The sequence below is a fragment of the Bowdeniella massiliensis genome (assembly GCF_023634005.1).
Taxonomy (GTDB): domain Bacteria; phylum Actinomycetota; class Actinomycetes; order Actinomycetales; family Actinomycetaceae; genus Bowdeniella; species Bowdeniella massiliensis.
Genome location: NZ_JALIQR010000014.1, coordinates 42,893 through 55,703, shown reverse-complemented (window position 1 = coordinate 55,703; position 12,811 = coordinate 42,893). Strand labels below are relative to the sequence as shown.

The following is a 12,811-nucleotide window of genomic DNA, read 5'->3' as shown; positions in this document are numbered from 1 at the left end:
TTGGGCCTCGGATGCACGTTCAATGGTGGGCTGAGACCTTTCGCCCACTTACCAGGCAGAGTCATCGGGTTCACCCAAAGTTTGATTCCGTGTGTTTACAATCGGCAAGAGGTTCGTCAATGACGTCTACTCACGTGAGAACGGCATTTTCCTCTCGTACCAGTCCGATCCTCAGGAGTTACCACCCGTGAGACACCACCGAACTGCGCTCGCGCTTGCCGCGGCCGCCTCACTTGCCCTCCCTGTGGGCTTGGCGACCGTTCCCGCGACTGCAGCCCCCTCCTCTGACCTCATTATTTCTGAGGTGTATGCCCGCGGCGGTTCAACGAATCAGCCCTACAAGAACAAATTCATCGAGCTCTACAATGCCGGCGACAGCGCCATTGACCTGTCCGGCAAGTCGGTGCAGTACCGCTCCGCCACCGGGACGAGCGTTTCCGGAGTGACCGCGCTGTCGGGCGTCATTCAGCCCGGCGGCGTTTTCGTTGTTGGGGCCGGCTCGAATGCCGCCAACGGCGAAGAAACTCCGGTGGATCTGCCCGGCACGCTCAATCTGAGTGGCACCAATGGCGTCGTCATTCTTGCCGAAGGCACCGAGCGGGTTAACGTGCCCGCCGGATCCGTGGTCGTCGATGAGAACATCATTGATCTCGTCGGCTACGGAACTGCCAACGCCTTCGAAACAGCGGCCGCGACCTACACCGGCTCGAATTCCACCCCGGGCGCGATTGCGCGCACGAATTCGACGGATACCGACGATAACTCCGCTGACTTCACCTTTACCGCCGACGTGACCCCCGGCACCGTGCCGTGGGGCGATCCGGTTGACCCCACCGATCCGCCGGTTGACCCGACGGACCCGCCGGTCGATCCGACTGACCCGCCGGTCGACCCCGAGGTCCCGGAAGTGAAGATCTCCGAGATTCAGGGCACCGGTTCGGTGACTCCGCTGGATGGCAAGGTCGTGAAGACCTCCGGTGTTGTGACGGGAACGCACTTCACTGGCGGTTTCAACGGCTTCTACCTCATGGATGAGAACGCCAAGACCGAGGCTCGCACCGCGGGTGACGCGTCCGATGGCATCTTCGTTTACACCGGTCCCAAGGGTCTGGACGTCACGATCGGTGATCGCATCACGCTGACCGGTACGGCAGGGGAGTACTACGAGCTGACCCAGCTGTCGAACCCAACCCTCGTGGAAAAGACCGCGGGTCAGCCGCTTAATCCGATCCCGTTCACCTTCACGGACAACACTGATGTGCGCGAAGCCTACGAGTCGATGCTCGTGGCGCCGCAGGGCGACTACGTGGTCTCCGATAACTACACGAACCTCACCAACTACGGTTCGCTGAAGCTCGCCTACGGCACCTCCCCGATCGTCCACCCGGGTGAGCTGTACAACCCCGTCGCGAACCCCGACGAGTGGGCCAAGCAAAACGCGTTGAAGGACATGCTGACCATCACGCTGGATGACGGCAAGTCGACGGACTTCTCGCGTCAAACCGACCAGCCCATTTCGTACATCGAGGTGGGTGGCGACGCCCGCATCGGCGCCCCGGTTGCGTTCAAGGACTCTGGAGTCCTGCTGGACTACCGCTTCAACGCGTGGAACTATCAGCCGACGCAGCCGATTGACGGCAACGACCGCTCCACCGAGCCCGTGACGTTTGCCAACACCCGCGCCGCGGCCCCGGAAGAGGTCGGCGGGAAGGTGAAGCTCGCTTCGTTCAACGTGCTGAACTACTTCAACGACCTCGGTGAGGACGAGGCCGGATGTGCGTTCTACCGCGACCGGGAAGGCAACCCGACGACGGCGAACCGCTGCACCGTGCGTGGTGCCTACTCGGCGGCGGCGTTTGAGCGTCAGCAGGTCAAGATCGTTGCGGCGATCAACAAGCTGGGCGCGGACGTTATCGCGCTGGAAGAGATCGAAGCGAACTCGGCGGTTGATTCCGCCAAGGATCGCGACGATGCACTTGCCAACCTGGTGGCCGCGCTGAACGCGGATGCGGGCGCTGGCACGTGGGCATTCGTTCCTTCCCCGGCCACCGTGCCGGCAGGCGACGACGTCATTCGCACGGCCTACATCTACAAGCCGGCCGCAGTAAAGCCGGTGGGAGAGTCCAGGATTCTTGATGACGGAGCGTTCCACAACGCGCGCGATCCGCTTGCACAGGACTGGAAGATCCTCAACGTTGAAGCCGGAGAGAACGACACCGTCAAGGACACGTTCACGACGGTCGTCAACCACTTCAAGTCCAAGGGCTCGGGCGTCGATGATGGCACCAACCAGGGCAACGCCAACCCGGACCGCGTGGCACAGGCCAAGGCTCTCGCCACGTGGATGAAGGACAGCGAGCTCCCCGTGTTCCTGCTGGGTGACTTCAACGCCTACACCAAGGAAGATCCGATGCAGGTGCTCTACGAGGCGGGTTACACCGACCTTGGCGATCACTTCGATCTTTCCAAGACCTACCTCTTCGGTGGTCAGGTCGGTTCCCTCGACCACGTCCTCGCTGATGCTGATGCACTGGCGATGGTCGAAGGCGCAACGGTCTGGAACATCAACTCGGTCGAGTCGATCCTGCTTGAGTACTCGCGCCACAACGCGAACATTAAGGATCTGTACGCACCCGACCAGTACCGTTCGTCGGACCACGACCCGGTGATCGTTGGCATCAACCCGATTGTCATCAAGGGAGAGGATCCCGATCCGGAGCCCACGCCTGGCCCGACCGAGCCCACACCTGGCCCGACCGATCCCACGCCTGGCCCGACCGAGCCGACGCCCGGTCCCACGGACCCGACGCCTGGCCCGACCGAGCCGACCGCGCAGCCAACCGATCCGGGCGACAAGCCCACGGTTGAGCCTCCGGATGCGGGTAAGCCGGGAGAACCGGGCCTACCTGGTAAGCCGGGGCTGCCGATCACGGGCGCCGAGATCGTTGGAATCGCGCTGCTTGCACTGGTCCTCATCGGTGCCGGCATCGTACTCATCCGCCGTCGCACCCGTTAAGGACGCGGCGTAGGAGAAACGAGAAGAGGCGGCCACGGATTGATTCCGTGGCCGCCTCCTTTCCATTCCAAGCGCGTTTTCATGTCCCCGAGCGTGAGAAGACCTCCGTCCCACACATTTTTGCGGTTGCTAGGGGAGGAATGGAGAGAACGGGAAAAGGCGATTGCACCGATGTCTCCGTAACGTCACCGATAGCTCAGTTAGCTAGTTGACACAATGGGCGCATGGCAATTTCGAGACGACGCCCACTCCTGGCGATAGCGGTCGCCGCGGGCACGATCGCCCTCGCCTCCTGCTCGGCGCCCAGAAGCCAGCCGGGCAGCGAGGCCACGTCGGAAAGGACTCCATCAGCTATGAGTGCGAAAAGCGCTAGCACCGAACCCCTGCTAACTGCGGCGGAGAGTGGTGATGTGGCGAGCGTCGCGGACCTTATCGCGAGCGGAGCCGATCTAGAGGTACGAGATTCGGCAGGGCGCACGCCGCTGCTGCTTGCTGCCACCAATGACCACGTTGACGTCGCCAAGCAGCTCATCGCCGCCGGAGCCGATCCGAACGCCGTTGACGATCAACGCGATACGCCCTGGCTGGTGACGGGCGTGACCGGCTCGGTCGAGATGGCCGAGGTGCTCGCCGCGGCCGGCGCCGATCTCTCGCTGACGAACCGCTATGGGGGAGTCTCGGTGATTCCCGCGAGCGAGCGCGGGCACCTCGACTACGTTCGCTGGGTCCTCGCTAATACCGAGATCGACGTCAACCACGTGAACAATCTCGGGTGGACGGCGCTGCTGGAAGCCGTGATCCTGGGCGACGGTAGCGAGACCTATCTCGAGGTGGTCCGAGCGCTGCTGGCGGGCGGCGCCGATCCGGCGCTGGCCGACCGCGACGGCGTCACGCCGCTGCAGCACGCGTCATCGCGCGGGTATGAGGAGATCGCCGCGGCGCTGAAGGCGGCCGGGCAGTAAGCCGGCGCCAATAGGCAAAGCGAAACGCCCCTGGAAAGCCAGGGGCGTTAGGCGTGGCTCCGACCGGCGTCGATCCGGTGACCTTCCGATTTTCAGTCGGACGCTCTACCAACTGAGCTACAGAGCCCGTGAACACAATCACCCGGTGCATGACCGGGTGAATCGTGATCGCGACCCCGACGGGACTTGAACCCGCGACCTCCGCCGTGACAGGGCGGCGCGCTAACCAACTGCGCTACGGGGCCTCATGGTGGTGAGACCTATAGTACTCGTACCCCCAACGGGATTCGAACCCGTGTTACCGCCGTGAAAGGGCGGCGTCCTAGGCCACTAGACGATGGGGGCCAGTTCGGGTCCGACGCTCGCTAGCGGGCTCCGAGACCTCGATTAGCATACGCGGAAACTGCCGGTGAATGCAAAATCGGTAGGGGGGTGTTTCCCCTCACACCTCGCGTGCGGCGCGGTAGCCTGGCAGCCAGGTACACCCCGCAGGCGACAAGGAGAGCGATGGCCATCGAGGACGATCTCACCGACGAAGAATTTGAGGCGCTCGTCGAGGACGGGTTGCAGCTCATCCCGGGCGAACTGCTCGATCTGCTCGATAACGTCGCCATCATCGTCGAGGATCACCCGCCCGCCGATCTGCGGCCCGACACCCTCGGGCTCTATGAGGGTGTGCCGCTGACCGAACGCGATGATGGCTGGGCCGCCGGCGCGCTGCCCGATCGCATCTTCATCTATCAGCGGCCCCTGCTCGCCATGTGTGATTCGCGCGCGGAGCTGGTCGACGAGGTGGCGATCACGGTCATCCACGAGATCGCGCATCATTTCGGGATCGACGACGAGGCGCTGGCCGCACTGGGGTGGGACTAGCGCGGGCGGCTAGCCTTAGAGGCATGGTTGTGTTCGAAACTCCGACGCCGACGGAAGAAGCGACCGAGGCCGCGATCGATATTTTGACGCTCCTCGGCTTCGCCGGGATCGGCGCCGCTGCGGCGGTGCTCGTCGCGATCCTCGTAGGGGTCATCGTCCGCGTCGTTGCTAAACGCCGGCCGGGACTGTCCGCGCTGTCCAAGCACGCGCGCCGCCCCTTCCAGGCGGCACTGCTCGTCATCGGCATCTGGTTTGGTGTCCTCATCCCGACGACGGGCTCCGCCGGCAAAGTCTGGCGCCTGCTGTTCAACCACGTCTGCATCCTGCTGCTGATCGCCGCCCTCGCGTGGCTGCTGATCTCGGTGATCGCCGCGATCGAAGACATGGTCGTGAGCCACCAGGCACGTTCCTCCTCCCCGCGCCACACCGCGCGCGTCAAGACGCAAATGCAGGTGCTGCGGCGCGTGGGCTCCGCCATCATCGTGATCTGTGCGCTCGCGGGCGCGCTGCTGACCTTCGATGGGGCGCGCGCGATCGGGGCCTCGCTGTTCGCCTCCGCCGGCATCATCTCCGTCGTCGCCGGTCTTGCCGCCCAATCGAGCCTCACGAACGTTTTCGCCGGCATGCAGATCGCGTTCTCCGACGCCATCCGCGTCGATGACCTCGTCTCGATCAACGGCCAGCTCGCCACGATCGAGGAGATCACGCTCACCTACGTCGTCGCGCGCACCTGGGATGACCGGCGGCTCATCCTGCCCTCGACGCGCTTTACGACCGAGCCGTTCGAAAACTGGACGCGGCTCGAACCCAAACTGCTCGGCACGGTTGAGCTCGACGTCGATTGGCTCGTGCCCGTGGAGGCGCTGCGCGCCGAACTCATGCGGATCGTCAGCGAATCCGACCTGTGGGACGGCCGCTCCTGCGGCCTGCAGGTCACCGACGCCACGGAGGCGCGCATCCGGCTGCGGGCCGTCGTCTCGGCCGACAGCTCCGGCGCGCTGTGGGACCTGCGCTGCACCGTGCGCGAGCAGCTCGTGCACTGGCTCGTCGCCGAAGCCCCCTACTCCCTGCCGCGCACGCGCATCGAGCCCGAGCCCTATCAGGCCCCGAGCTTTGAGGAACGCGAGAAGTTCAACGAGCAGATGCGCAAAGCCTGGGAGGCGGAGAAAAAGAAGCGCGAGCGCGACAAGGACGACACCCTGGAGCTGCTCGATTTCGCCGTCAAGACCGAGGACGAGCACAAGCGCAAGCTGCGCCAGGAGGCGGCTCGGCGGGCCCGGCGCCGCGCCGAGAAGGCGGACCGGCGAGCCGCCAAGCTCGACCTGCGCAAGCTCGGGCCGACGGTCTGGCGCGAGCCCGTGCCCAGTGCGGATGCGACGCGCGTGTTAACAGAGGACGATGTGAAGTCCCTGCACGATGCGCTCGGCGAGGCTCAACCCACGACGGCCAACGACCGGCTGTATTCCGGTTCGAAGGACGCCGAGGAGCGCGCCGAGCGCATGAAGGGCCCCTCCAAGGAGGAGATGGCCGAGCGGGAAGAGACGGCAGAGCGCCGTCGCAAGGAAGGACACGAGCATGACTGATCCCGTCAATAAGACCGATGAGCAGTGGCGCCAGGAGCTGAGCGACCTGGAATACCACGTCCTGCGCGAGGCCGGCACCGAGCGGCCCGGCACCGGCGAGCTGCTGCACGAAAAGCGCGAGGGCATCTACTCCTGCCGCGCGTGCGGCGCCGAGCTCTTCCGCTCCGATACGAAGTTCGACGCACACTGCGGCTGGCCCTCCTTCTACGATCCGATCAACTCCGCGGCCGTCACGACGCGCGAGGACCGCTCCCACGGCATGGTCCGCACCGAGGTCACCTGCGCGCGCTGCGGCTCCCACCTCGGCCACGTCTTTCCCGACGCGCCGCACACCCCCACCGGCGAGCGCTACTGCATGAACTCGGTCTCGCTGCGCTTCGAGGCGGAATAAGTGCGGATCGCGACGTGGAACATCCAGGCCGGGCGCGGCGCTCGCGGCAGCATCTATGCCGGCGGCGACGTCACGCGCGATAGCCTGGTGCGCCTCGCTGAGACGATCGCCGAACACGAGATCGACGTCATCGCGTTGCAGGAGGTCGATCGCTTCCAGGAGCGCACCTCGCGCCTGGACCAGACCGCGATCATCGCCGAGGCGCTCGGCGCGGCCGACGCGCGCTTCGTGCCGCACTACGTCGGCCAGGCGGGCTCGCTGCGCCTGCCACCGCCGCGGCTATTTTCGGATACGCCCGGCTTCGGCGTCGCGATCATCTCGCGCCTGCCGGTCGTTTCTTGGCATGCCCGGCGCTTCCCGCTGCGGCTGCCCAAGATCCAGCTCTCCTCCGTCGACGAGCACCTGTGGAACCGGCTGCGCATCTACGACACGACGCGCTCGCTGCTCGCCGCCACGATCCGCGAGGGCGACGCGCTCGTCTCGCTCGCCAACCTGCACGCCCCCGCGGCCGCCGATGTCGCGCGCGCCCAGCAGATCCAGGCCGCGCACTCGTTGCGCTCCCTGCCCGGCACGCGCATCCTCGCGGGCGACTTCAACGTCGGCCCATCCGACGTCGCCGCCACCCTGCCGGGCACCAACCTCGTGACCGCGCCAACGTTCCCCAATCCGAACGCCGCGAGCCAGATCGATCACCTCATCGCCGACACGCCCGTGACCTGCGGCGGCGCCCACGTGTGTCAGATGCCGTTTTCCGATCACTGCCTCGCGTGGGCCGATATCGCCCCGAGTCAGGCAGCCGAGCAATGAAGCGCGCGCGGGCTGCCGGCGCATCGGGGGCGCTCGCACCCGCGCTCTTCATCGCCCAGGGCTTCACCCAGTACATCGGCGCTTCGCTCGCCGTTGTCCTGTTCGCCCTCATGCCCGCCACGACGGTCGCGTGGTGGCGCCTCGCCGTCGCCGCCGCCGTCCTGCTTGCCTGGCGCCGCCCGTTCGGCGCGCGCGTGAGATGGTCCCGACGCGATATCGGCCATGCCGCCCTGTTCGGATTCTTCCTCGCGACGATGAATATCCTGTTCTACCTCGCGATCGCCCGAATCCCGATGGGCCCCGCCGTCGCCCTCGAGTTCACCGGTCCTGTCCTCGTTGCGGCGCTCGCGGGCCGCGGCTGGCGCGATCGAACCGCCATCGCCCTGGCCGCGCTCGGGGTCCTGGCGATCGGAGGGCTCGGACTGGACCGCAGCGAGCCGGGCGTCATCGGCGGCATCCTGTTCGCGCTCGCCGCCGGGGTGGCCTGGGCGCTGTACATCGTCATCGGCCGCTCGCTCGCGACCTCGCGGCAGGCCGCGGCCCCCAATGGGCCAACGGGCATCGATTCGCTCGCCCTGGCCATGGCCGTCGGCGCGCTGATCTATCTACCGATGGCCGCCACGACGATGTCGCCCGCGCTCGGCAGCTGGCGGACTTTCCTTGCCGTCGTCGGGGTCGCGATCCTGTCCTCCGTCTTTCCCTATGCCATCGATCAGGTCAACTTCGGGCGGTTGTCGGCCTCCGCCTTTGCCATCCTCACGGCCCTGTTGCCGGCTACCTCGGTCATCGTCGGGGCCATCATGCTGTCCCAGATCCCGAACGTCTTTGAACTGATTGGTCTCTTTTTCATCTCAATTGCCGTCGCACTTACCGGTAAACGCCGCGAAAACTCGGCATCCTAGCCATTTGAAGTGATCTGTTTAACTCCCTAGCGCGTGCAAAGCTGAACAACCTGTGCAACGGTTGTAGTGTCAACAAACCCTCAGTTAGGAGAATCCATTATGATGCATCTTCTGTGGACCCTCATCATCGGCGCCATTTTCGGTGCCCTCGCTCGACTGTTCATGAAGGGTGACCAGGGCCTCTCGGTTCTCTGGACGGTCATCCTCGGCGCCCTGGGTGGCGTCGCCGGCGGCTGGCTCGCCAGCGAAGTCTTCGGATGGGACGGCAACTTTGCCTACATCCTGTTCGGAATCCTGATGTCGATCCTGTTCATCTCGATCTTCCTCATGGTGACCCGTGGCTCCAAGCGCGTCTAAGACACGCAGCCGAAAACACGTCACGCGGCCCGTCTGCCCTTCGGGGGAGGCGGGCCGTTTGGCATATTCGATGCGCCTAACGACATCCCGCGCCGCGGGCTTTGCGGCACGATAGAACCATGGCAACGACGCAGCGAATCTGGTTCAACGGCTCCCTCGTTACTGACCCGACGCAGGGAATCATTTCTCCCATCGACCATGGCCTGGTGGTTGGCGACGGGGTGTTCGAAGCGCTCAAGGTGGAGGCCGCTGGACCGTTCGCGGTTACCCGACACCTGGAGCGTCTGTCGCGCTCGGCCGCTGCGCTGGGGCTCCCCGAGCCCGACCACGACGCTTGCCGGGCCGGAATTGATGCGGTGCTTGCGGGGCGCGAGTGGGAACTCGGCAAGATTCGCATCACGCTGACCGGGGGAGCGGGACCGCTGGGTTCCGGCGCGGCCTGGGGGCCCGGCACCCTCATCGTCGCGGCCGAAGCCGTCGACCCGCCCGCACCCGAGACGAGGATCATCACCCTGCCGTGGACGCGGAATCTATCGGGCGCGATGACGGGGGTGAAAACGACGTCCTACGGCGAAAACGTGCGAGGCCTCGCCTTCGCCGAGGAGCGCGGCGCCTCCGAAGGCATCTTCGCCAATACCTCCGGCTACCTCGCGGAGGGGACCGGCTCGAACATTTTCCTCGTCTTCGGCGAGCAGGTGGTCACCCCGCCGCTCACCGCCGGGATCCTCGATGGTGTGACGCGCGCGCTCGTGATCCGCTGGTGGAATGAGCAGGCCGCGCTCGAGGTAGTCGAGCGCGACCTGAGTGTGGCCGAGGCGCAGCAGGCCGACGAAGTCTTCATCACCTCCTCCACCCGCGACGTGCAAGCGGTCACGAGCTGGGACGATCACGACTTCCCGGCCGGGGACGTCACCCGCGCCGTAGCGCAGTGCTTTGCGGCCGGCTGGCAGGCCGAGCTGGATCCGCGCTAGCTGCCGCGGCGTGCTGTGAATCGGTGAGCGTCGGGCGCAGCAGCGCCATCGCGATGAGGAGCACGAGGAGGACCGAGCCCTCGTGCACGAGCATGCCGAGCGACATCGTCACGCCCCCAAGGATTACGCCCGCCACGAGGAGCGCGACGGTCACGAGTGCGATCGCGATGTTGACGCGCATCGTTGTCACGGTGCGTCGTGCCAGGCCGAACGCATAGGCCAGCCGTGGCAGCCGGTCGGCCATGAGCGCGATATCGGCGGTTTCGATCGCTGCGGGGGAGCCGGCGGCGCCCATCGCGACCCCGATGTCGGAGGCCGCGAGCGCGGGCGTATCGTTCACGCCATCGCCGATCATCGCCACGGTGTGTCCCGCAGCCTGCAGCTCGGCGACGATCGCCAGCTTGTCCTCGGGTAGCAGCTCCGCTCGAACCTCGTCGATACCGAGGCTCGCGGCGACGCTGTGCGCCACGCGCTGCGCATCGCCCGTCGCCATGACGACGCGGATACCGCGATCATGCAGGGCCGCGATCGCTGCCGGGGCATCGCTGCGAATAGTATCCGCGACGGCGATGACACCGACCGCGCGACCCTGCAGGCCGACGAACATCGCCGTCTTTCCCTCCCGGTGAAAGTGCTGCAGCTGCGCGCCATCGGCCGCCTCGGTGAGCAGCGCGGCGGAGCCGACGCTCACGCGGGCGCCATCAACCGTCGCGATAATGCCCTTGCCCGTGATGGTCTCGGCGGAATCCACGAGCGCGACTGCAAGGCCGCGCTCGCGGGCCCCGGCGATGATGGCCTCGGCGAGCGGATGCTCCGAGGCGGTCTCGGCGCGCGCCGCGAGTAGCAGGATCTCATCGCTCGACAGCGCCGGATCGAGCGAGACGACGTCGGTCAGCACGGGCCGGCCGTTCGTCAGCGTCCCGGTCTTATCGACGACGACGGTATCGACGCGCGCGGCCGTCTCCAGGTATTCGCCGCCCTTGATGAGCACACCGTCCTTGGCCGCGCGGCCAATTCCCGCGACGATCGAGACCGGAATCGAGATAACGAGCGCCCCTGGGCAGGCGATGACGAGCAACGTGAGCGCGAGCTCGATATCGTGCGTGATCACGCCGGCAAGGAGCGCGGCCACGATGACGCCGGGGGTGTACCAGCGCGAGAACCGCTCCAGAAAGGTCTGCGTCTTCGCTTTATCGTCCTGGGCCTCTTCCACCCGGTGGATGATCGAGGCGAGCGTCGAATCCGAGCCGATCGCGAGCGCCTCGACCTGCAGCACGCCGCTGCGCAGCCACGTTCCGGCATAGACCTGCGCCTCGGGCGCTTTCTCGGCCGGGAGCGACTCCCCGGTGATGCTCGCTTCGTCGACGCCCCCGCGCCCGGAGATCACGCGCCCATCGACGGGGATCTGCTCGCCATTACGCACGAGCACCGTATCGCCGACGCGAAGCTCCCACAGCGCACGCGTAACGCTCTCGCCGCCCTGCAGCACCGTCGCGGTCTCGGGCGCCGATTCCACGAGGTCGCTCAGCGCCCGGCGCGTGCGGCTCATCGTCGTGCGCTCCAGGGCCTTGCCGAGCGCGAACAGGAACGTTACGGCCGCCGCTTCCCAATAGTTATGGATGACCAGGGCGCCGGTAGCGGCGACGACGACGAGCAGGTCGATCGAGATCATCCGGACGCGCAGCGCCTGCAGCGCCGAGAGCGCAATCTGCCAGCCGGCGACGATCGCCGCCGCGATCATGAGCGCATCGCCCACGCCGCTTGGCGCGAGGAAGGACAGGATAATCAGGGCGCCCGCCACCCCCGTCGTGCCCCAGGTTGTCCACTTCCGCATCTCGATCCTCCGATCCGTGTCGCGCTCTTAGATCGCCGACGGTTTGGCGCTGTAGCCGATCTCCGCGACGGCGTTCAGCAGGTCGCGCACTTCGACGCGCTGCGGGTCGTGCGTCACGAGGATCCGGCCGGAGGAGAATTTCACTTCCGCCTCGCTCACACCATCGAGCGAGGTCAGCTTGGTTTCGATTTTCGCGATGCAGCTGGGGCAGGAGAGTTCATCGGAGCGAAGAGTCGTTGTCGTGGAGGCCATGTCAGCCACGTCCTTTCGGGTGAGTGCGCCGCCACCGTGGCGGCTCACTTCGACGATAGGAAGGGCGGGCGCAGGCGTCCTTGACCTAGATCAATGAGCGGCGAATTGCTTAGGAGGCGGCCAACCCGGCAAGGGCGTTGCGGTCGGTGATGGCGACCCACTCGCGGCCAGAATCGATCGTGCCGGCGGCTTTCATCTTCGCGAGCGTGCGGGAGGCAGACTCGATCGTCGTGCCGGCCATGCCCGCAATGTCCTCGCGCCGCAGCCGCACCTGCAGCAGCCGCGAGCCGTCGTGCCGGCTGTCCCCGAACTTCGCATCGAGGTGGGCGAGCGTCGCGGCGACCCGCTGCTCGACGCTCGTCGTGGCCTGCGCGGTTTTGCGGGCGCGCGAGCGAGCCAGCTGCTCCTGCTGCATCCGCATGATGGCGAGCGCGATCGTCGGATAGCGCTGCACGACGGTCTCGAGCGCCGTCGCCGGCAGGTAGAGGGTGCACGAGGTCTCCATTGCCCACGCCGACTCCGTCGCGGGACTCGCGAAGGTGTGCAGCGGGCCGATGATGTCGCCGGGGCCAGCAATGTCGACGGTGACCTCGCGGCCATCAATCGTGTCCTTCGTGATCCGCACTCGCCCGGCGACGACCATGAGCGTGCCGTGAGCTTGCTCGCCCGCCAAGATGAGCGGATCGCCGGCGGCCCAGCCGAGCGCCGTGAGGTAGCGGTCGAGATCGAGATGGTCCGTTCGGCTCAGCGCGCTCGTGAGGGGCGAGCGGGCAAGGACCTTCAGCCGGACGTCCAGGGAGCACTCGTGCGGGTGCGCGCAGCTGGAGCGGACGGGGTTGCGGGCCATGCCCTCATGCTAGCCC

General features: G+C 66.3%; 12 protein-coding genes and 3 tRNA genes. 9 read left to right on the top strand and 6 right to left on the bottom strand.

Annotation, left to right across the window (positions count from 1 at the left end; translation table 11 throughout):
- The first annotated feature begins 187 nt into the window (after positions 1-187).
- Both MUN85_RS10325 and MUN85_RS10320 read left to right on the top strand, forming a co-directional pair.
- Positions 188-3,016 (top strand): ExeM/NucH family extracellular endonuclease, encoded by a 2,829-nt coding sequence (locus tag MUN85_RS10325; RefSeq protein WP_250506627.1) that lies wholly within the window; start codon positions 188-190, stop codon positions 3,014-3,016.
- 353 nt (positions 3,017-3,369) lie between these two features.
- A complete protein-coding gene (locus MUN85_RS10320) occupies positions 3,370-3,978 on the top strand; it encodes an ankyrin repeat domain-containing protein (RefSeq protein WP_250506626.1) in 609 nt (202 codons plus the stop codon).
- A gap of 54 nt (positions 3,979-4,032) precedes the next feature.
- Here MUN85_RS10320 and MUN85_RS10315 read toward each other — a convergent pair.
- The 3 genes from MUN85_RS10315 to MUN85_RS10305 form a co-directional block, all read right to left on the bottom strand.
- Positions 4,033-4,105 (bottom strand) — tRNA-Phe (locus tag MUN85_RS10315).
- Between the two features lie 44 nt (positions 4,106-4,149).
- Positions 4,150-4,223, bottom strand: a tRNA-Asp gene (locus tag MUN85_RS10310).
- Between the two features lie 27 nt (positions 4,224-4,250).
- Positions 4,251-4,323, bottom strand: a tRNA-Glu gene (locus tag MUN85_RS10305).
- Between the two features lie 162 nt (positions 4,324-4,485).
- On the opposite strand from MUN85_RS10305, the gene MUN85_RS10300 reads away from it, so the two are divergent.
- The 7 genes from MUN85_RS10300 to MUN85_RS10270 all read left to right on the top strand — a co-directional run bounded on the left by MUN85_RS10300 (position 4,486) and on the right by MUN85_RS10270 (position 9,862).
- Positions 4,486-4,851, top strand: coding sequence for a metallopeptidase family protein (locus tag MUN85_RS10300; RefSeq protein ID WP_250506625.1), 366 nt, complete (start codon positions 4,486-4,488; stop codon positions 4,849-4,851).
- 23 nt (positions 4,852-4,874) lie between these two features.
- The gene (locus MUN85_RS10295; protein WP_250506624.1) at positions 4,875-6,434 is read left to right on the top strand and encodes a mechanosensitive ion channel family protein; all 1,560 of its coding nucleotides are present in this window, start codon (positions 4,875-4,877) and stop codon (positions 6,432-6,434) included.
- Positions 6,427-6,825 carry a peptide-methionine (R)-S-oxide reductase MsrB gene (gene msrB / locus MUN85_RS10290; RefSeq protein WP_250506623.1) on the top strand — a complete coding sequence of 133 codons (399 nt, stop codon included), beginning with the start codon at positions 6,427-6,429 and terminating at the stop codon, positions 6,823-6,825. Before MUN85_RS10295 ends, msrB begins: the two co-directional genes overlap by 8 nt.
- Entirely contained in the window at positions 6,826-7,632 is an 807-nt protein-coding gene (locus MUN85_RS10285; protein ID WP_250506622.1) for an endonuclease/exonuclease/phosphatase family protein, read from the top strand.
- On the top strand, positions 7,629-8,534 hold the full coding sequence (locus MUN85_RS10280; protein WP_250506621.1) for an EamA family transporter: 906 nt from the start codon (positions 7,629-7,631) through the stop codon (positions 8,532-8,534). Before MUN85_RS10285 ends, MUN85_RS10280 begins: the two co-directional genes overlap by 4 nt.
- 99 nt (positions 8,535-8,633) lie before the next feature.
- Complete coding sequence (locus MUN85_RS10275; RefSeq protein WP_250506620.1) at positions 8,634-8,891, top strand: GlsB/YeaQ/YmgE family stress response membrane protein; 258 nt, start codon at positions 8,634-8,636, stop codon at positions 8,889-8,891.
- Between the two features lie 119 nt (positions 8,892-9,010).
- Positions 9,011-9,862 (top strand): aminotransferase class IV, encoded by an 852-nt coding sequence (locus tag MUN85_RS10270; RefSeq protein ID WP_250506619.1) that lies wholly within the window; start codon positions 9,011-9,013, stop codon positions 9,860-9,862.
- Here MUN85_RS10270 and MUN85_RS10265 read toward each other — a convergent pair.
- The 3 genes from MUN85_RS10265 to MUN85_RS10255 all read right to left on the bottom strand — a co-directional run bounded on the left by MUN85_RS10265 (position 9,801) and on the right by MUN85_RS10255 (position 12,795).
- Positions 9,801-11,696, bottom strand: coding sequence for a heavy metal translocating P-type ATPase (locus MUN85_RS10265; protein ID WP_250506618.1), 1,896 nt, complete (start codon positions 11,694-11,696; stop codon positions 9,801-9,803). The genes MUN85_RS10270 and MUN85_RS10265 overlap by 62 nt on opposite strands.
- Positions 11,697-11,723: 27 nt before the next feature.
- Positions 11,724-11,948 (bottom strand): heavy-metal-associated domain-containing protein, encoded by a 225-nt coding sequence (locus MUN85_RS10260; RefSeq protein ID WP_092561790.1) that lies wholly within the window; start codon positions 11,946-11,948, stop codon positions 11,724-11,726.
- Positions 11,949-12,057: 109 nt separating this feature from the next.
- Entirely contained in the window at positions 12,058-12,795 is a 738-nt protein-coding gene (locus MUN85_RS10255) for a Crp/Fnr family transcriptional regulator (RefSeq protein ID WP_250506617.1), read from the bottom strand.
- Positions 12,796-12,811: the final 16 nt, after the last annotated feature.